This window comes from Acidovorax sp. 22279 (assembly GCF_052045435.1).
Lineage (GTDB): Bacteria > Pseudomonadota > Gammaproteobacteria > Burkholderiales > Burkholderiaceae_C > Acidovorax > Acidovorax delafieldii.
The window spans coordinates 1-19225 of the sequence record NZ_JBQEOV010000020.1 but is presented as its reverse complement, the minus strand read 5'-3'; the positions used below and the strand labels follow the sequence as shown (position 1 = coordinate 19225).

General features: G+C 65.9%; 19 protein-coding genes and 1 tRNA gene. 13 read left to right on the top strand and 7 right to left on the bottom strand.

The window, feature by feature from the left end:
• Window positions 1–9 precede the first annotated feature (9 nt).
• On the top strand, window positions 10–471 hold the full coding sequence (locus tag ACTJKQ_RS21560; RefSeq protein ID WP_121943627.1) for a (2Fe-2S)-binding protein: 462 nt from the start codon (window positions 10–12) through the stop codon (window positions 469–471).
• Here the strand turns inward: ACTJKQ_RS21560 and ACTJKQ_RS21555 are convergent.
• Both ACTJKQ_RS21555 and ACTJKQ_RS21550 read right to left on the bottom strand, forming a co-directional pair.
• On the bottom strand, window positions 462–1517 hold the full coding sequence (locus ACTJKQ_RS21555; RefSeq protein WP_225580894.1) for a sensor domain-containing diguanylate cyclase: 1056 nt from the start codon (window positions 1515–1517) through the stop codon (window positions 462–464). The genes ACTJKQ_RS21560 and ACTJKQ_RS21555 overlap by 10 nt on opposite strands.
• Window positions 1518–1574: 57 nt before the next feature.
• On the bottom strand, window positions 1575–2759 hold the full coding sequence (locus ACTJKQ_RS21550; RefSeq protein ID WP_440598010.1) for an S-methyl thiohydantoin desulfurase domain-containing protein: 1185 nt from the start codon (window positions 2757–2759) through the stop codon (window positions 1575–1577).
• Between the two features lie 167 nt (window positions 2760–2926).
• Here ACTJKQ_RS21550 and ACTJKQ_RS21545 point away from each other — a divergent pair, with 167 nt between their 5' ends.
• Together ACTJKQ_RS21545 and ACTJKQ_RS21540 are read left to right on the top strand one after the other, a co-directional pair.
• Window positions 2927–3613 carry a DUF3334 family protein gene (locus ACTJKQ_RS21545; RefSeq protein ID WP_056062049.1) on the top strand — a complete coding sequence of 229 codons (687 nt, stop codon included), beginning with the start codon at window positions 2927–2929 and terminating at the stop codon, window positions 3611–3613.
• Between the two features lie 206 nt (window positions 3614–3819).
• Window positions 3820–4146 (top strand): hypothetical protein, encoded by a 327-nt coding sequence (locus ACTJKQ_RS21540; RefSeq protein WP_056060603.1) that lies wholly within the window; start codon window positions 3820–3822, stop codon window positions 4144–4146.
• A 24-nt stretch (window positions 4147–4170) separates the two neighbouring features.
• Here ACTJKQ_RS21540 and mgtA read toward each other — a convergent pair whose 3' ends face one another.
• The 4 genes from mgtA to ACTJKQ_RS21520 form a co-directional block, all read right to left on the bottom strand.
• Window positions 4171–6897 carry a magnesium-translocating P-type ATPase gene (mgtA, locus tag ACTJKQ_RS21535; RefSeq protein WP_440598009.1) on the bottom strand — a complete coding sequence of 909 codons (2727 nt, stop codon included), beginning with the start codon at window positions 6895–6897 and terminating at the stop codon, window positions 4171–4173.
• 290 nt (window positions 6898–7187) lie between these two features.
• Window positions 7188–7433: a hypothetical protein gene (locus ACTJKQ_RS21530; RefSeq protein ID WP_056747347.1), complete on the bottom strand. Its 246-nt coding sequence runs from the start codon at window positions 7431–7433 to the stop codon at window positions 7188–7190.
• 398 nt (window positions 7434–7831) lie between these two features.
• Window positions 7832–8902 (bottom strand): response regulator, encoded by a 1071-nt coding sequence (locus tag ACTJKQ_RS21525; RefSeq protein ID WP_116749102.1) that lies wholly within the window; start codon window positions 8900–8902, stop codon window positions 7832–7834.
• Window positions 8902–12540 (bottom strand): hybrid sensor histidine kinase/response regulator, encoded by a 3639-nt coding sequence (locus tag ACTJKQ_RS21520; protein ID WP_440598008.1) that lies wholly within the window; start codon window positions 12538–12540, stop codon window positions 8902–8904. Before ACTJKQ_RS21520 ends, ACTJKQ_RS21525 begins: the two co-directional genes overlap by 1 nt.
• A gap of 225 nt (window positions 12541–12765) precedes the next feature.
• Here ACTJKQ_RS21520 and ACTJKQ_RS21515 point away from each other — a divergent pair, with 225 nt between their 5' ends.
• The 9 genes from ACTJKQ_RS21515 to ACTJKQ_RS21475 all read left to right on the top strand — a co-directional run bounded on the left by ACTJKQ_RS21515 (window position 12766) and on the right by ACTJKQ_RS21475 (window position 18636).
• Complete coding sequence (locus ACTJKQ_RS21515; RefSeq protein WP_015012806.1) at window positions 12766–13068, top strand: urease subunit gamma; 303 nt, start codon at window positions 12766–12768, stop codon at window positions 13066–13068.
• A 37-nt stretch (window positions 13069–13105) separates the two neighbouring features.
• Window positions 13106–13720, top strand: a complete 615-nt coding sequence (locus tag ACTJKQ_RS21510) for a HupE/UreJ family protein (RefSeq protein ID WP_440598007.1) — start codon at window positions 13106–13108, stop codon at window positions 13718–13720.
• 61 nt (window positions 13721–13781) lie between these two features.
• A complete protein-coding gene (locus ACTJKQ_RS21505; RefSeq protein WP_440598006.1) occupies window positions 13782–14087 on the top strand; it encodes an urease subunit beta in 306 nt (101 codons plus the stop codon).
• A gap of 93 nt (window positions 14088–14180) precedes the next feature.
• Entirely contained in the window at window positions 14181–15899 is a 1719-nt protein-coding gene (gene ureC, locus ACTJKQ_RS21500) for an urease subunit alpha (RefSeq protein ID WP_440598005.1), read from the top strand.
• An 11-nt stretch (window positions 15900–15910) separates the two neighbouring features.
• A complete protein-coding gene (locus ACTJKQ_RS21495) occupies window positions 15911–16390 on the top strand; it encodes a GNAT family N-acetyltransferase (RefSeq protein WP_108497677.1) in 480 nt (159 codons plus the stop codon).
• A 75-nt stretch (window positions 16391–16465) separates the two neighbouring features.
• Window positions 16466–17131 carry an urease accessory protein UreE gene (gene ureE, locus ACTJKQ_RS21490; RefSeq protein WP_440598004.1) on the top strand — a complete coding sequence of 222 codons (666 nt, stop codon included), beginning with the start codon at window positions 16466–16468 and terminating at the stop codon, window positions 17129–17131.
• A 10-nt stretch (window positions 17132–17141) separates the two neighbouring features.
• A complete protein-coding gene (locus ACTJKQ_RS21485; protein ID WP_440598003.1) occupies window positions 17142–17852 on the top strand; it encodes an urease accessory protein UreF in 711 nt (236 codons plus the stop codon).
• Entirely contained in the window at window positions 17849–18529 is a 681-nt protein-coding gene (gene ureG, locus ACTJKQ_RS21480; RefSeq protein WP_056060569.1) for an urease accessory protein UreG, read from the top strand. Before ACTJKQ_RS21485 ends, ureG begins: the two co-directional genes overlap by 4 nt.
• Before the next feature lie 19 nt (window positions 18530–18548).
• Window positions 18549–18636 (top strand) — tRNA-Ser (locus tag ACTJKQ_RS21475).
• Here ACTJKQ_RS21475 and ACTJKQ_RS21470 read toward each other — a convergent pair.
• On the bottom strand, window positions 18622–18885 hold the full coding sequence (locus ACTJKQ_RS21470; protein WP_440598002.1) for a hypothetical protein: 264 nt from the start codon (window positions 18883–18885) through the stop codon (window positions 18622–18624). The two genes, ACTJKQ_RS21475 and ACTJKQ_RS21470, sit on opposite strands and share 15 nt — an antisense overlap.
• 159 nt (window positions 18886–19044) lie before the next feature.
• Here ACTJKQ_RS21470 and ACTJKQ_RS21465 point away from each other — a divergent pair.
• Window positions 19045–19225 (top strand): hypothetical protein (locus ACTJKQ_RS21465; protein WP_440598001.1); only part of this gene is annotated, 181 nt, incomplete at its 3' end.

The window sequence follows — 19225 nt, the reverse complement described above, 5'->3', positions numbered from 1 at the left end:
GGAGCCCCCATGACCACGACCCTGAACCTCAACGGCCAACCTGTCGCTGTCAACGCCGAACCCGACACGCCCCTGCTGTGGGTGCTGCGCGGCGAGCTGCAGATGAACGGCACCAAGTTTGGCTGCGGCATGGCGCTGTGTGGCGCCTGCACGGTGCACCTGAACGGCGAGCCGGTGCGCGCCTGCATCACGCCCCTGTCGGCCGTGGGCAGCGCCCAGGTCACCACCATCGAGGGCCTGCAGGGCCCCGAAGCCTCTGCACTGCGCACCGCATGGACCGCAGTGGATGTGGCGCAGTGCGGCTACTGCCAGAGCGGGCAGCTGATGTCAGCCTGTGCCCTGCTGAAGAAAACGCCGCAGCCTACCGATGCCGACATCGACGCCGCCATGTCGGGCAATGCCTGCCGCTGTGGCACCTACCCGCGCATCCGGGCGGCGATCCACCAGGCTGCGCGCGGGCCTCAGGGCTGAGAGATCCCCCCTCCCAGGTCGAGCGAAACCTGCTCGACCACGCCCCCTTTTTCGGGCGGCATGTCGGCGCAGTACACGGCATTGCGCCCTGTGCCCTTGGCTTGGTAGAGGGCCTGGTCGGCACGGTTCACCAGCTCTTCAAAATTCATCCCCGAGCCCTTGTACAGGGTGGCTACGCCAATGCTCACGGTGACGGCCACCTCCTGCCCTTCGTCGCCCACGCACACCAGCAAGGACTCGACCTCGCGGCGCAGCGACTCTGCCACTTGCAACGCGCTCGCGCTGTCGGTCTCGGGCAGCACGATGACAAACTCCTCGCCCCCAAACCGCGCGACGATGTCCACACCGCTGCGCTTGTGCCCAGCACACACCTGGGCCACTGCGCAGATCACGCGGTCGCCCGCCAGGTGGCCGTACAGGTCGTTGACGGTCTTGAACAGGTCGATGTCTGCCACCAGCACGGACATCGGGTGCCCAAAACGCTCCGTGCGCTTGTATTCCTTGGCGCCCAGCTCCATCAGCGTGCGGCGGTTGGACAGACCCGTGAGCGAGTCGTTGGCGGCCAGCCGCTCCAGCGTGGCGTTGAGCTGCTGCAGCAGGCGGTTCTGCTCGGTGAGCTGCTGGTTGATCTGGGCGATCTCGGTCTCGCGGCACTTGCGGTCGTGGATGTTGAACGTGACGCCGATCAAGCGCTTGCCGGGCGTCTCGCTGTGGCCGTCCATGATGCGGCCATAGTTGGCAAACCAGATCCACTCGCCACTCTTGGAGCGCAGCCGGAACTCACACCGGTACTGCGGCGTGACGCCCGTCAGGTGGTCGGCCACGGCCTTGCGCACGGTGTCGATGTCGTCGGGGTGGAATAGGCCGTAGATGTCCTGCACGCCCGAGACGATTTCATCCTCGGAGAACCCCAGCTCTTCAAACGTCTTGGTCGCCTTGCGCGTGACGTTGCCGGTGATGAGGTCGTTCTCCCACAGGTCCAGCCCGGCGGCCTCCAGGGCCAGCTCCAGCCGCTCCTTGTTCAGGTCCGCCTCACCCATGGCCATGACCACCTTTTTTCACAGCGTTCCGTTTCTCTCGTGCGTCGGTGCGGGCTTCAGGGTTCAGCCGGGCGGCATGCCACCCGCGTAACCGATATTGCGCAGCAGCGCGGCAAACGATGCCACGACACCGGGGGTGTTGTAGAGCTGGGGCGCTGTCTGCACCGCAATCACGCTCACCTGGTTGCCAGTGCTGCGGCCCGTTTTAGGGTCGAAATACTGGGCCAGGTCGTCGCTGGCGTTGGAGAACCCACGACCCGTGCTCTCGGAGTAGTAGCAGATCGAGTCGGGTGCAATGATGTCGGGGGTGGTGCTGGCCGCCGAATACATGATCAGGTTCTCGTTGAGGTTGTAGAGGTAATGTGTCTCGGTGCTCTGGGCCGGGTCGGGTGCATTGTCCAGCCGGATGATGCCCGAGTCCAGCGACGCGCTGGACGTGGACTGGCTGACCGAGGTGATGAAAAAGTTGGTGACCACGGCGCGCGCGGCACGGCCAGTGAGGTTCTGGATGCCCGCCGCCACGGCCTGGGTGCTCAGCGGCGTGACCGCCTGCAAGAGCTGCAGGCCCAGCTGGCGTGCCTGCTCCAGCGTGCCCGGAATGTAGCTACCCGACAACGCGAACTGGTTGCCCGCGTTGGAGGGCCACATCGCAATGCCCGAGTACCCGCCGAAGCCGCCCACCACCCCGCCCGCCAGCGACTCGATGCCCGACGCCGTGGCGGAGCCCAGCACCGCGTACTCCGCCGCTACAAGCGTGGACGCATCGCTGGCCAGCACGGCGGGACTGGGCGCTGGCCCGGAAGGGGCGGTGAAGGTGGTCTGGGGCAGTTCAGGCACGGCACGGCCTGCGCCATCGCCGTTCACCACCCAGATGCTGCCGCCCGACATGGCCGCGCCAATCAACGGCACCAGCGAATTGATGGGCCCGATCTCCACCGGGATGAAGGCGCCTGGCTGCATGCCGGTGTACGCCTGCATCACGGCCACGGTGTTGCTGATGGAGTTCTGCACCGCCGTGAGGGTGAGGTTGTCGGCCGCGTCGGGCGAACCCATGATGGCCAGCACACAGGCATTGGTGGCGCCGTCGTAGTCCTGCACCTGCACCGTGCCCGTGTAGCCCTGGTCTGCCAGCTGCTGCACGATGGCGCATGCGTCTTGGTAACTGCCACCACCGCCGCTGGCCAGCACGGCCGCCCCGGTGGCGATCGCCTGGAAATCGGTCAGGCCATAGAAATAGACATTGCCCATCGGGCCCCCCTCTCTTATTTGGATGAAAAGCACGATATCCGAGCCCCGTCGAAAGTCAATGACCGGGATACCACGGGGGGATCGGCACCACGGCAGGGCCTGCACTCTGGTTTACGGCGGCATCATCGCCTATGCTGTGCACCAAGTTGTTTTCCGCTACCCCCACCATGAGCACCCCCGAAAAATCCCCCGTTTACGGCACCGAAGACCTTTTGATCAGCCTGTGCAACTCCGTCACCCGCGTGCTGGGCGTGGCTACACACAGCCAGATCCACTACTCCGGCATGGTGCAGCGCATCAGCAAGACCTGCCTGAAACCCGACATTGGCTGCTTTGTGCTGTTTGACGGCGGCTTCTCGGGGCTGGTGATCATCAACTTCTCGGGCCAGGCGGCGATGGAGCTGTACGCCAACTACCTGCTGAACATGGGTATGTCCAAGGACGACCTGGTCAGCTCTTACACCTCCGACGAGGTCAGCAACGTGATGGGCGAGCTGATGAACCAGGTGGTGGGCGACTTCACCGGCAAGGTGCGCCGCGAACTGCAGACCCACATCACACAAAACCAGCCCAAGATGCTGGTGCTGAACAAGCAGGTGCAGCTGTCGGTGGACGCCAACCTCGACAAGCCCGAGGCCCGGCGCGTGACCTTCTACACCAGCAACAACAACATCTTCTACCTGGAACTCGCCATCGACCGTACCGAGTTCATCAAGCTCTACGACTTTGAAGCGCAGGAAGCTCCCGACCCGGACGCGCTGATGGCCCAGTCGCAAGAAGCACCGCCCGTGCCCGCCCCACCGCCCGCCGGCCAGGACGACACGGATGCGCTGCTCAAGTCCCTGGGCATGTAGCAACACTACAAAAAAGATAGCTGCCAGCGCATGATGCACTAGCGCTTGCAGCCAATGTCGCTCGAAGAAGCGCCCAGAGTGGCTGCGGCGCCCCTCCGGGCGGCCAAGCGGGCCTGTCCTACACCCGCCGTCACGATGCACTGACCGCTCCGCCAGGTCACGGGTCTAAGCTGAAAAGCCCACCTGTTGATCGGAAAGGAGTCCCCATGCCACGTGCCGCCTGGAGCGCCAAACGCGAGCGCCAGTACGAACACATCAAGGACAGCCTGCTGGAGCGCGGAGAGAGCGAAAGCACCGCCGAAGAGATTGCCGCGCGCACCGTGAACAAGGAGCGCGCGCAACACGGCGAAGCCCGCACGGCCAACCCCAAGACCCTGAAGGCCACGCCGGCCCCTGTGCGCGGCGGCAAAAACTCACACCGCGGCCCGCAGGGCCGCACGCGCGAGCAGCTGTACGAGGACGCCAAGCGAGAGAACATCCGGGGTCGCTCCCGGATGAACAAGCAGCAACTGGAGCAGGCGCTGGCGCGCTGACCCTGGCCCGCGCTTGGCGTCCGCTCACTGCCAGCCGTAGCGCTGCATGTACCAGCGCTTCATCACGGTCGTCAGCAGCACGTAGCCCGCCAGAATGCCCACCAGCCACGGAAAGTAAGCCAGCGGCAGCGCCTGCAGCTTGAAGTGCCCGGCCAGCGGCCCCATGGGGATGAAGATGCCCACCGCCATGATGAGCACCGTGGCCGCAAGCAGCGGCACCGACGCCACGCTTTGCACAAATGGCAGCTTGGGCGTGCGGATCATGTGCACGATCAGCGTCTGCGTGAGCAGCCCCACCACGAACCAGCCCGACTGGAACAGCGTCTGCGCCCCGACGTTGTTGGCACCAAACACGTGCCACATGACGGCGAAGGTGGTGATGTCGAACACCGAACTGATGGGCCCGAAGAACACCATGAAGCGGCCGATGTCGCCCGGGTTCCACTTCAGCGGGTTGCGGATGAGCTCCTCGTCCACGTTGTCGAACGGAATGGCGATCTGCGACAGGTCATACAGCAGGTTCTGCACCAAGAGATGCAGCGGCAGCATGGGCAAGAAGGGCAGGAACGCGCTGGCCACCAGCACCGAGAACACGTTGCCGAAGTTGGAGCTGGCCGTCATGCGGATGTACTTGAGCATGTTGCTGAAGGTCTTGCGGCCCTCCATCACGCCCTCTTCCAGCACCATCAGGCTTTTCTCCAGCAGGATGATGTCGGCCGCCTCCTTGGCAATGTCCACCGCGCTGTCCACGCTGATGCCGATGTCGGCCGCACGCAGCGCGGGGGCGTCGTTGATGCCGTCGCCCATGAAGCCCACCACATGGCCGCCCGCGCGCAGCGCGCGCACCAGCCGCTCCTTGTGCAGTGGCGAGAGCTTGGCAAACACGTTGTGGGTGTCGGCCGCGCGCGCCAGGGTGGCGTCGTCCATGGCGTCCACGTCCTTGCCCAGCAACACGCCCTGCACCGCCAGGCCCACCTCGCGGCAGACCTTGAGTGTCACCAGCTCGTTGTCGCCGGTCAGCACCTTCACGGCCACACCGTGCGCAGCCAGCGCCTTCAGCGCGGGGGCAGTGGATTCCTTCGGTGGGTCCAGAAACGCCACGTAGCCGATCAGCGTGAGGCCCGATTCATCGGCCACGTTGTACACCGTCTGCTGGGGCGGCGTCTCCTTCATGGCCACGGCGACCACGCGCAGGCCTTCGTTGTTCAGGCCGCGCGTCACCTCCAGCACCCGTGCGCGCAGGGTGGCGTCCAGCGGCAGGTCTTGCGCGCCGGTGTGTTCCACCACGCGGACCTGGGTGCACACGTCCAGCATCTCCTCCACCGCACCCTTGCAGATCAGCTCGTGGTGGTCGTTGCGCTCGCTGACGATGACCGACATGCGCCGGCGCACGAAGTCGAACGGCACCTCATCGACCTTGCGGTAGTCCTGCGCCAGGCGCAGGTCGGTCTGCAGCTCCACATGCTCCAGCACGGCGTGGTCCAGCAGGTTCTTCAGGCCGCTCTGGTAGTGGCTGTTGAGGTAGGCAAAGGCCAGCACCTCGTCACTGTTGTGGCCGAACACGTCGGTGTGGCGCTCCAGAAAGATCTTGTCCTGTGTGAGCGTGCCGGTCTTGTCGGTGCACAGCACGTCCATGGCGCCAAAGTTCTGGATCGCGTCCAGCCGCTTGACCACCACCTTCTTGCGCGACAGCAGCACGGCGCCCTTGGCCAGCGTGCTGGTCACGATCATGGGCAGCATCTCGGGCGTGAGGCCCACGGCCACCGACAGCGCGAACAGAAACGCCTCCAGCCAGTCTCCCTTGGTAAAGCCGTTGACCACCAGCACGATAGGCACCATGACCAGCGCAAAGCGGATCAGCAGCCAGCTCACGCTGTTGACGCCTGCCTGGAACGCGGTGGGCGTGCGGTCGGTGGCCGTGACGCGGGTGGCCAGCGTGCCAAAGTAGGTGTGGTTGCCCGTGGCCACCACCAGCGCCGTGGCCGAGCCCGAGACCACGTTGGTGCCCATGAACAGCAGGTTGGTGGCGTCCAGCGCACTGGTGCCGGGCTGGCTGCGCTCGGCAAATTTTTCGACCGGCAGCGATTCTCCCGTCATGGCCGACTGGCTCACGAACAGGTCCTTGGCCGTGAGCACGCGGCAGTCCGACGGGATCATGTCGCCCGCCGACAGCACAATGTGGTCGCCCGGCACCAGCTGGTGGATGGGCAGCTCGCGCGGCGTGGCTGCGGCCTCCGCGCCGCTGCGGCGCAGCACCGTGGCGGTGTTGCTGACCAGCGACTTGAGGCGCTCGGCCGCGCGGTTGGAGCGGCCCTCCTGCACAAACCGCAGCAGCGTGGAGAGCACCACCATCGCCAGAATCACGACGGTGGCCTCGTGGTCTTCGGTGAGGTACGAGATCAGTGCCAGCACCGTGAGCAGCACGTTGAACGGGTTCTTGTAGCAGTGCCACAGGTGCAGCCAGGCGGGCAACGGCTTTTCGTGCTCCACCTCGTTGGGGCCGTGCTGGGCCAGGGCGGCGGCGGCCTGGGCGTCACTCAGACCCGCAGGGTCGGACTGCAGGCGCTCGATCAGTGGGGGCAGGTCATCGCTGGCGGCGCGCTGCAGCTCGCGGCTGAGCAGGTCGGGCGACGTGGCGGGGGTGGGCGCGCGGCCCAGGGTCAGCGTGTCCAGGATCAGCCGCCGCGCAAAGTGGCGCGTCACATGGCGGGTGTGCAGAAAGCGGTCGAACAGGTGGTGCAGGAAGCTCATGGCGGTCTCCCTAGCAGCAAGCGCTGACGGCGTTGCGCGTCACGGGCAGTGGTGCCGTGTGCGCAGAAATGTTGATGAAACTGAAACGGAACATGGTGAGTCACTCCTTCTGGCCGGCAACGGCCAGAGGCGTGAGGCTCACGCCGTCACGCGAGCCATCGCCCCGGGCCCTGGGCCTGGTATGCAAAGTTCAATGGGGATGTGGTGTGGGGCGGCGCTTCGGAGCGCCTGCGCGGGTCTGGGTCCATAGGGCCTCCTGGGTAGTGGTTGCAATACCGGCGTGGGCCGGCTTAAAGCGGCCGCGCCCGCCGTCGCAATGCCCGCGCAGGCGGCTGGCCATGCAGGTAGCAGCGAATGCGGTGCGTGGGCCACAACGTGGTGCCGTCAAGTTCGGCCACGGCTTGCAGGCTGCCAGCGGCCCCATGGGCAGGGCCCTGTGCGCCTGAAGGCAGCGATGCAGCATGCTCGGCGCGTTCAGCGCCAGGCGCCACCGCACGCTGGAAAAGGCTGGGCAGATCCACAACAAAAAAACGCATGGTCGTTGTCCTTGGCAGGCAGGGCGGAGCACGCAGACGCAGATGGGTGCCAGGGGGCACCGTCACAGCAGGCGGGCCATGCCCCAGCCAAAGGGGCGCGGCCCGTGCAGACGGCACAGATGCAGCAAAGCGGCAAGACGGTAAAGCCACCCACACCGCCATGGCCGACAGGGGCGCAGGGGGTACAACAGGGGCGGGGAGAGACGGGGCCGGAGCTTGCACAAGGCAATCCACGGCCCGGGAGCGGGCGTCAGGAGGCCTGGCAGGCAGCTGCCGTCACGGCTTGCTGGGGTTCACTGCAACAACTGGCACTTTCCACGCTGGGGCTCCGGAAATGAAGGTGCGCGATTATTGCGCTGCAACATGACGAGGTCAATGCGTTTTTTTGGCCCCGACGGTCACCCTTCAAACTGGGGATGCAACTGCCGGATGCGGTTCATGGCCATGGCCGCTGCTGCGGTGCGTGTTTCCACCCCCAGCTTGGCAAACACACGCTCCAGGTGCTTCTTGACGGTGGCGGGGCTGGCGCCCAGGATGTCGCCGATGTCGCGGTTGATCTTTCCCTTGACCACCCAGTACAGCACCTCGGCCTCGCGCGCGGTGAGCTTGAAGGACAGGCTCATGGATTCGATGATCTTGGCATCCGACACCTCGCGCATCACGATGAGCCAGTCGCCGCCGCCGGCGCTGTCGCCAGCCTGCTGGTGCAGACGGAAGGTCAGCCTGCGGGCGCCCTGCTCCACCGCAAGGCGCGGGGGCTCGGCCAGCGAAGCGGCCAGCAGCTCGGCCGCGTTGTCGGCCAGCACATGGCGACGCAGCCAGGCCTGCACCGGCTCGGGCGCCCATTGGCCGAAGGCGGTGGGCGCGCCGTCCGGGCCCACTTCACCAAAGTAACTTTGCAGCAGCTCGCGCGCCAGCGGGGTCTGCCACACGATCCGTCCGTCCACCGCACGCACGGTGATGCTGGCGTAGCCAAACGCATCGAGCGCGTTGCGCGCCTCGCGGGCCTGGCGCGCGTCCTGCCGGGCCTTGCGGGCAGAGCCCAGGTGCACCCCCATGCGCGCCATCACCTCGCGCGGCTTGATGGGCTTGGTGACGTAGTCCACGCCGCCCGCCTCCAGCGCGGCCACCAGGTGCTCGGTCTCGGTCAGGCCGGTCATGAAGATGATGGGAATGTGTGCCGTGGCGGGCGATGCCTTCAAGCGCCGGGCCACTTCAAAGCCGTCCATGCCGGGCATCATCGCGTCCAGCAACACGATGTCGGGCAGGGCCTGCGCGGCGCGCTGCAAGGCGGCCTCGCCATGCGTGGCCACCAGCACGGTGTAGCCCGACTCATCGAGCGCGTCGTGCAAGACGGCCAGGTTGTCCGGCACGTCGTCCACGATCAGCACCACATCGCTGTCGGTGCGGTCCAGCGCGGCACCCGGCGCGCCCGGGGCCTGGAAGGAAGGTGGGTTAGCGGTGGTCATCACGAGGGTGCCTGTTCCAGGATCTGGCCCATGGCATCGAACTGGAACTGCTTGGCCAGCTGCCGCATGGTGTCCACAAAAGCGCTGTGCGCGGGCTGGCTGCGTTCAATGTCGTCCAGGGTGTTGAGAATGCCCCGGTAGTAGCCCAAAGACACTGCCTGCGCCAAAGCCGCCAGCGCAGTGGTATTGGGGTATGTGAGGGGTGCGGGCGCCGCAGAGGCCGCTGTGGGCGCTGGCCCGGTGGGGGCCTCGGCAGCCTCGTCGTATTGCCATTGCAGGCCCAGGCGGCGCTCCAGCCAGTCCAGCAGCTCGCGGTGGCGCACAGGTTTGACGATGAAGTCTTCGGGCCGGATGTCCACGTCGTTGTCGAGCGCCTTGTCGAAGGCATTGGCGGAGACGATGGCACATTGCACGTCCGGCAACCGCATCTGCCGCACACGTCGCAAAGTCTCCCAGCCGTCGATGCCCGGCATGGCCAGGTCCATGAAGATGGCGTGCGGCCGGTAGCCGGTGGCCAGCAGGTCCAGCGCATCGTGGCCGCTGGCTGCCTGGCGCAGCTCAAAGCCCAGGGGTTCCAGCAGTTGCAGCAGCAGTTCGCGGTCGGGCTCCTCGTTGTCCACCACCAGGATGCGGCGGCGCTCGCCTGCATACCCCCTGCGGGCACGCTGGGCTTGCACCGCCACGGGCGCCGCCGCCTTGCCCAGCACATCCCCATGCACCTCGGGCAGGAACAGCTTGACGTGGAACACCGAGCCTACGCCCGGCGTGCTGCTCACCGTCAGCTCGCCGCCCATGAGCGCGGTGAGCATCTTGGCAATGGTCAGGCCCAGGCCTGCGCCCGGCGCGGCCGTGGTGCTGCCGCCGCCCGAGCCGCCGCGTGCAAAGGGCTCGAAGATGCGCTCGATCTCCTCGGCCGTGAGGCCCGGCCCCGTGTCCTGCACCTCGATGCGTGCCATCTCGCGCGCATGGCGCACGCGCAGGGTGACGGTGCCGTGCGCGGTGAACTTGACAGCGTTGCCCAGCAGGTTGATGAGGATCTGGCGCAGCCGCTTGTCGTCGGCGCGCACCACTTCAGGAATCACGCCTTGCACATCGAAAGTGAACGCCAGGCCCTTGGCGGCAGCTTGCAGTTCGAACAGGCTGGCCATCTCGTGCAGCCCGTCGGCAAAGCGCATGGGCGCCACGTCGAGCGTGAGCTTGCCCGACTCGATGCGCGCGATGTCGAGCGTGCCTTCGATGAGCGACAACAAATGCTCGCCGCCGCGCCGGATCACATGCACCGCCTGCTTGCGGTGCGGCGGCACACCCGCGTCTTCGCCCATGAGCTGGGCATAGCCCAGGATGGAGTTGAGCGGTGTGCGGATCTCGTGGCTGATGGCGCTGATGTAGCGGCTCTTGGCCTGGTTGGCCTGGTCGGCCGCGCGCTGGGCCGTTTCGGCCACCTGGCGCGCCTGCTCGGCGACGCTGCGCGCTGTCTGCAGCGCCTCGTCGGTCTGGCGGTGCAGCTCGATCTCGCGCACCAAGAGGCCGGTCTGGCGATTGGATTCCTCCTGCGCCACCTGGCGGCTCTTGTGCGCCAGCACCAGCCACCAGGCCACGATGCCCGAGATGACCAGCAGCGCGAGATATGCCTTGAGCAGGCCCGAGCGCAGCGCCACTTCGGGTGCCGCCATCACCTCGGTGTCCGTGGCCGCCTGGGCGATGGTGTTGAGCTCCTGGTGGTACAGCAGCCCCATCACCGAGGCCAGAAGCGGCGCAATCACCAGCATCAGCAGCAAAAAGTGCCCCAGGCCCGTGTCCAGGTAGCGCCACATGGCGCGCGGCAGCACCCAGCGCAGAGCGGCAGACCACTGCACCGCCATGCTCGCGTGGGGCTTGCACAGGTCGCCGCAGCGCGCATCCAGCGTGCAGCACAGCGAGCAGATGGCGCCCCGGTACGCGGGGCACTGCGCCATGTCCGGGGCTTCGTATTCACGCTCGCAGATCACGCAGCGCTGCACGGTGTAGCGTACGTAGCTGCCCAGGTCAGCACCTCGTTGGCCGCTGACCGGTCCGTGCATGGGCACTGCCACCACATCGGTCATCACATCGGTCAATGTGGCGGGCTCGGGCTGGCGCGCAATGTAGTAGCGCCCCCCGGTGGCCCAGGCAATGAGCGGCGCGGTGACAAAGGCCACCGCCATCGCAATCACCGCCGAAAACGCCTGCGGCAGCGGGCCAAACAGCCCCAGGTGCGCGCTGATGGAAAGGATGGACGCCAGCGCCATCGAACCCACGCCCACCGGGTTGATGTCGTACAGATGCGCGCGCTTGAACTCGATGCCCTTGGGCGACAAGCCCAGCGGCTTGTTGATGACGAGGTCGGCCACCACGGACATGATCCAGGCGATGGCGATGTTGGAGTACAGCCCCAGCACCTCGCCCATGGCGCGGAACACGTTCATCTCCATCAGCATGAAGGCAATCAGCGTGTTGAACACCACCCACACCACCCGCCCCGGGTGGCTGTGCGTGAGGCGCGAGAAGAAGTTGGACCACGCCAGCGAGCCTGCGTAGGCGTTGGTCACGTTGATCTTGAGCTGTGAGACGACCACAAACAAGGCCGTGGCCGCCACCGCCCAGCCGTAGTTGGGGAACACATATTCATAGGCGGCCAGGTACATCTGGTTCGGGTCCACCGCCCGGTCGGCGGGGACCATGTGGGTGAGCGCCAGATAGGCGAGCAGCGCGCCACCCAGCATCTTGAGCACCCCCAGCACCACCCAGCCCGGCCCGCCCACCAGCACGCCCAGCCACCAGCGCCCGCGCGTGGCGGGCGTGCGGGCGGGCATGAAGCGCAGATAGTCAGCCTGCTCCCCCATCTGGGTGATGAGTGCAATGCCCACCGTGAGCGCTGCACCAAACAAGGGCAGTTGGAACGTGGCGCCGCGCATCGATTCACCACCGTAGTGCACAACTCCGGAAAACGCACCAGGATCGCGCACCAGCACATAGGCAAACGGCACCACCAGCATCACCAGCCACAGCGGCTGGGTCCACACCTGCAGGCGGCTGATGGCCGACACGCCATGCGTGACCAGCGGAATCACCACAATGGCGCAGATCAGGTAGCCCCAGGTGGGCGGGATGTCGAGTGCCAGCTCCAGCGCATAGGCCATCACGGCCGCCTCCAGCGCGAAGAAGATGAAGGTGAAGCTGGCGTAGATCAGCGAGGTGAGCGTGGAGCCGATGTAGCCAAAGCCCGCGCCGCGCGTGAGCAGGTCCATATCCACCCCATAGCGCGCCGCATACACGCTGATGGGCAGCCCCGCCAGGAAGATGATGAGCCCCGTGGCCACGATGGCCCAGAAGGCATTGATGAAGCCGTACTGCACCAGCAGCGTGGCGCCCACGGCCTCCAGGATCAGGAACGAGGCCGCACCAAACGCCGTGTTGGCCACCCGCCATTCGGACCATTTGCGAAAGCGCTGGGGGGTGTAGCGCAGCGCGTAGTCCTCCATGGTCTCGGTGGCCACCCAGCTGTTGTAGTCGCGCCGGACCTTCACGACCTGCTGCGGCGCCTGCGCGTCGGCATCCGGCCCCAAGGCTGCTGCTGAGGCCGCGTCGGGCGGTGCAAGGGGGGCGGTGGAAAGGGGCATGGGCAAAGGACGACGGCAGCCCTTGCAAGTGCAGTTTCCATGCCACGATTCGCCTTCACGTCCAGCGCACCTTCGCCCTCTGGCGTATGGCGGGCACGGGGCTTGCTGCCTATGATGAATCCGCTGCCCTTCGGACCGCATGGCCATCGATGACGATTGCCCCGTGTGTCCGGCCTGGACAACCCGCCACACGAGCCCACCCCTCCTTACATTGAGCAGAACGACATGGAACTGACCCCTCGTGAGAAAGACAAGCTGCTGATCTTCACTGCCGCCCTGCTGGCCGAGCGGCGCAAGGCCCGGGGGCTGAAGCTCAACTACCCCGAGGCCGTCGCCCTGATCAGTGCCGCCGTAATGGAAGGCGCGCGCGACGGCAAGACCGTGGCGCAGCTCATGAGCGAAGGCCGCACCGTGCTGACCCGCGCGGACGTGATGGAAGGCATCCCCGAGATGATTCCGGACATCCAGGTGGAGGCTACCTTCCCCGACGGCACCAAGCTCGTCACCGTCCATCAGCCGATCGTCTGACCCCTTTTCTCCCCCCTCTTCTCTCCGTGGAGCCCCCATGCGCATCACACTCTCACACCGTCACACAGCCGCTCTTCTTTTCATAGCAGCCAGTGCAATCAGTTCTAGCGCCTTCGCCCATACCGGCGCTGAATCCCACATCCACAACAGTTTTCTGAGCGGCTTGGCCCACCCCCTGTTCGGCCTGGACCACCTGGCCGCCATGGTGGCCGTGGGCCTGTGGAGCGCCCTGTCCGCGCGCCGTGCTGGACGCGAACTGCTGTGGGGCCCCGTGGGCTTTGCGGCCATGTTGCTGGCAGGCGCCGTGCTGGGCCTGCAGGGCGTGACACTGCCTGCGGTGGAGCCGATGATTGCCGCGTCGCTGCTGGCCACGGGCCTGCTCGTCGTGTCGCGCCTGCGCGTGCCCGGCCTCGTGGCCGCGCTGGGCGTGGGCGTATTTGCCGTCTTTCACGGCGTCGCCCACGGCGTCGAGCTGGCGGGCAGCCACAGCGCCTGGCAAACCCTGGCGGGCATGCTGACGGCCACCGTGCTGCTGCATGGCGCGGGGCTGGCGGCAGGCTGGGCACTGCGCCATCGCACCGTGTGGCTCAGCCGCGCTGCAGGCGCTGCCGTGGCGCTGATGGGTGGCGCCCTGCTGGCCCAGATGGCCTGACAGGTCTGACTGGCGTCATGCATACCGACACAGCAGCAGCTCCCCCCTCAAGGACCCGACCATGATCCCAGGCGAACTCTTTACCGAACCCGGCGAGCACGCGCTCAACACGGGCCGCCGTACGCAGACCGTGGTGGTGCGCAACACCGGCGACCGGCCCATCCAGGTGGGCTCGCACTACCACTTTGCCGAGACCAACAACGCCCTGGGCTTTGACCGTGTGGCTGCACGCGGCATGCGGCTCAACATCGCATCCGGCACCGCCGTGCGCTTTGAACCCGGCCAGGAGCGCACCGTGGAGCTGGTGGACTACGCGGGCGAGCGCCGCGTGTTCGGCTTTCAGGGCCTGACCCAGGGCCCGCTGTAGCAACTTCAATCCCAATTGGCCGATAGCGCCGGTATCAATTGCCCCAGCAGCTATCAAAAACATAGTAAACCGTTCCTGCGGAGCACCCCTCACATGGCAACCATTGGACGACGCGCCTACGCCGAGATGTTCGGCCCCACGGTGGGCGACCGCGTGCGCCTGGCCGACACCGAACTCATTCTCGAAGTCGAGGCCGACCACACCCTGCGCGCCGGCAGCTACGGCGAAGAGGTGAAGTTTGGCGGCGGCAAGACGATTCGCGACGGCATGGCACAGAGCCAGCGCAGCAACGCACAAGGCGCGGTGGACACAGTGCTGACCAACGCCCTGGTGGTAGACCACACCGGCATCTTCAAGGCCGACATCGGCCTGCGCGCAGGCCGCATCGCCGCCATCGGCAAAGCCGGCAACCCCGACACCCAGCCCGGCGTGGACATCATCATTGGCCCCGGCACGGAGGTCATCAGCTGCGAGGGCAACATCGTCACTGCAGGCGGCATCGACAGTCACATCCACTTCATCTGCCCGCAGCAGATCGAAGAGGCCCTGGCCAGCGGCGTGACCACCATGCTGGGCGGCGGCACCGGCCCCGCCACGGGCACGCTGGCCACCACCTGCACGTCGGGCCCCTTCAACATGGAGCGCATGCTGCAGGCCGCCGACGCCTTCCCCATGAACCTCGGCTTCCTCGGCAAGGGCAACGCCAGCCTGCCCGATGCGCTGCACGAGCAGATCAACGCGGGTGCCATTGGCCTGAAGCTGCACGAAGACTGGGGCACCACGCCCTCGGCCATCAGCAACTGCCTGGATGTGGCCGAAGCCACCGACACGCAGGTGGCCATCCACAGCGACACGCTCAACGAATCGGGCTTTGTGGAGAACACCATTGCCGCCGTGGGTGGGCGCGGGATCTGCGCCTTCCACACTGAGGGCGCGGGCGGCGGCCATGCACCGGACATCCTGCGCGTGGTGGGCGAAGACAACTTTCTGCCCAGCTCCACCAACCCCACCATGCCGTACACGCACAACACGCTGGACGAGCATGTGGACATGCTCATGGTGTGCCACCACCTGGACGCGAGCATTGCCGAGGACCTGGCCTTTGCCGAGAGCCGCATCCGCAAGGAGACCATCGCGGCCGAAGACATCCTGCACGACCTGGGCGCCATCAGCATGATGAGCAGCGACAGCCAGGCCATGGGCCGTGTGGGCGAAGTCATCCTGCGCACCTGGCAGACGGCGCACAAGATGAAGGTGCAGCGCGGCAGCCTGCAAGGTGACACCGCCCGCAACGACAACACGCGCATCAAGCGCTACGTGGCCAAATACACCATCAACCCCGCCATTGCGCACGGCATCAGCCACGAGGTGGGTTCTCTCGAAGTCGGCAAGTGGGCCGACATCGTGATCTGGAAGCCCGCGTTCTTTGGCGTCAAGCCCGCGCTGATCCTGAAGGGCGGACTGATTGCCATGGCTGCGATGGGCGACCCCAACGCGTCCATCCCCACGCCGCAGCCCGTGCACTATCGGCCCATGTTTGGCGCGTTTGGCGGGGCCATCGCCAAAACGTCGCTCACCTTTGTCTCGCAGGCAGGATTGGCTGCTGGCATTGGCGAGCGCTTTGGCCTGCGCAAGACGCTTTCCGCCGTGCGCAACATCCGCGGCATCCGCAAGCGCGACATGGTGCACAACAGCTACACGCCCAAGATGGAGGTGGACGCGCAGACCTACACCGTGCGCGCCGACGGCCAGCTGCTCACCTGTGAAGCGGCCACCGTGCTGCCCATGGCACAGCGCTACTTCCTGTTCTGAGGTCGCTTCCCATGAATGCCTTGCTGCAAGACCTGCGGATCCGCCTGGACGACCTGACCGATCCCCGCATCGAAGCCTTCATGCAGGAGCATTTGAAGGACATGCGTGCCACCTCGCCACCGGAGAGCGTGCACGCGCTCGACATGGTGCAACTGCGCCAGCCTGAGATCCGCTTCTGGACGGCCTGGCGCGGCGATGACGAACTGGTGGGTACCGGTGCACTCAAGCACCTGGATGCCGACCATGCCGAACTCAAGTCCATGCGCACAGCAGCCAGCATGCGTGGCCAGGGGGTGGGCCGGGCCGTGCTGGAACACATCCTGGGCCAGGCGGTGGACCTGGGCTACCAGCGCATCAGCCTGGAAACGGGCACCCAGCCCTTCTTTGAACCCGCGCACCAGCTGTACCTGCGCTATGGCTTTACCGACTGTGCACCATTCGGCAGTTACCGGCCCGATCCCCACAGCCGCTACATGAGCCGCGCCCTGTAGCGCATCCGCGCATCGCCTTTCGGCCAGGGCCACAATGTTGACCTCGCCTATCCGGCTCCGCCCTTCCCTCTTGCCATGATCCAGGTCTCCAAACTTCTCCCCCAAGGCCAAGGCCTCGCTCCCGTACTGCTCAAGCGCGCCACCACCATCGAGCTGGACTGGGACGTGCGCCAGAAAAGCCGCTTTGCAGCCACCGACTCGGCCGGACGCGAACTGGGCATCTTCCTGCCCCGTGGCACCCTGGTGCGCGGCGGCGATGTGCTGGTGGCCGAAGACGGTTCCATGGTGCGCGTGATCGCAGCGCCGCAGCCGGTGCTGGTCATCACCCACTGCCAACACCACGGCACACCGTTTGACCTGACCCGCGCCGCCTACCACCTGGGCAACCGCCACGTGCCCATCGAGCTGCAGCCCGACCACCTCAAGATCGAGCCTGACCACGTGCTGGCCGACATGCTGCGCGCCATGCACCTCATCGTGAACGAGCAAAACCTGCCGTTTGAACCCGAAGGCGGTGCCTATGCTGCGGGGCATGGCGGCGGGCACCACCATGGGGGTCACGGCCATCGCCACGATCACGACCACGAGCATGGTCACGCGCTCGATCATGGCCATGACCACGGGCACGCTCACGCAGAGGTACCGACTGCGGCCACGCCCCCAGCTCGAGGCCGCACCGTGTCCATCCCCGTGGTTGCCCAAGGGCACGTGCATGGCCCGAACTGCAACCACGACCACTGAGCCCCCGCCCATGCGCCTGGACCGCCCCACGCCGCTGCCGGCCGCCAGCTTTTTGCAGCTGATGTGGCTGGCCTCCCCTGCACTGCCGGTGGGCGGGTTTTCGTATTCCGAGGGGCTGGAAAGCGCCATTGAAAATGTGGGCCTCGCCAGCGAAACCGCCGTGGGTGACTGGCTGCAGGACCAGCTCCACATCACGCAGGCCCGGGGCGACATGGCCCTCATCGCCAAGGCTGTGGGTGCGTGGCGGCGCGCCGACTGGGCGCATGTGCGCGAACTCAACGACTGGGTGCTGCAGACCCGAGAAACGAGCGAACTGCGCCTGCAGACCGAGCAAATGGGCCGATCGATGGCCGACTGGCTGCGCAATCAGAACCAGGGCGACGAGACCCTGATGCCCGCCGTGCGCCACCTGGCCGCATTGCCCCCCACCTACCCTGTGGCATTCGCACTGGCCGCCTCCACCACCCAGGCGCCCGTGCGCGACGTCCTGCTGGCCTACGCTTTTGGCTGGGCGGAGAACATGGTGCAGGCTGCCCTCAAATCCATGCAGCTGGGCCAAAGCGCCGGCCAGCGCATCCTGGCCCGGCTGGCCGATGCCATCCCAGCCGCAGCCGACCATGCCATCGGGCTGATGGACAACGAGCGCCAGGCCTTTTCGCCCATGCTCGCCATCCTGTCAGCCCAGCACGAAACCCAATACTCCCGCCTGTTCCGATCATGACCACCAGCAACCTGCACCACGTCCCGAACCGCACCAAGAATCTGCCGCCCCTGCGCGTGGGCATCGGTGGCCCCGTCGGCTCCGGCAAGACCACGCTGCTGGAAATGCTGTGCAAGACCATGCGCGATGACTACGACCTCATCGCCATCACCAACGACATCTACACCAAGGAAGACCAGCGCCTGCTCACCGTGAGCGGCGCGCTGCCCGCCGAGCGCATCCTGGGCGTGGAAACCGGCGGCTGCCCCCACACCGCCATCCGCGAGGACTGCTCCATCAACCTCGAAGCCATCGACCGCATGCTGGGTGAGTTCCCCAACGCCGACATCGTGTTTGTGGAAAGCGGCGGCGACAACCTGGCCGCCACCTTCAGCCCCGAGCTGAGCGACCTCACCATCTACGTCATCGACGTGGCCGCTGGCGAAAAAATTCCCCGCAAAGGCGGCCCTGGCATCACCAAAAGCGACCTGTTCATCATCAACAAGACCGACTTGGCCCCCCACGTGGGCGCCAACCTGGATGTGATGCACGCCGACACCACCCGCATGCGCACCAACGCCCAGGGCCTCAAGCCGTTTGTGATGACCAACCTCAAAACCCTGGCTGGCGTGGCCGATGTGGTCAAGTTCATCGAGACCCGGGGCATGCTGAAAAAATCAGCACCCGCAGTCGGCTAGAATTCGCGCCTTCCCTCCCGGAGACTTGGGTGAGTGGTTTAAACCAGCAGTCTTGAAAACTGCCGACGGGCAACCGTCCGTGAGTTCGAATCTCACAGTCTCCGCCATGACTTGACGCGGCTTTTCAGTCGTGCAAGCAGCTCGCTGTCCTTCGTCGCCTCTATCGCAGCGACAGCAATCCAGTGCTCTGGATCTTCTCCTAATTCAATAGCAATATTCCCAGCTAGCACGGGGCTTAGACGTCCTTGCTTCTTCGCCATTGAGAATGCTTCAGGCGTGATGTTGAACTCACGCGCCCATGCCGATGCATGCTTGATTTCAAGCGCTTTGCTGAAAAGCTCCATCGTGTTCTGCATGTAATGACCCCTTAGATATAAGTGGGTTTTAGCAGAAATCATTTTGCGGGTGTCTAAGGGGTTCTTACATTCCGGTCTCTAAGAAGTTCTTAGGAGCCGCCAATGTCGAGACCCTGCCCCGTTCGCACACCTCCAGCCACCAAAGGCGCTGCATGCGCTGTGGCGGCTCCTGCCGCGCCTGCGCTGGGGGTGTGCACCCGCTCTTACGTCAAGGGTTCTTCCGCCTCGTTGCGCTGGCCGCGTATCGAGATCAATGGTCAATCCGGCGCTGGGATGCTCAACGGCTGGCACTCCATCGCAACTCTCGTAGAGGACATGCCCCAGCGCGCCGCAGCCGCGC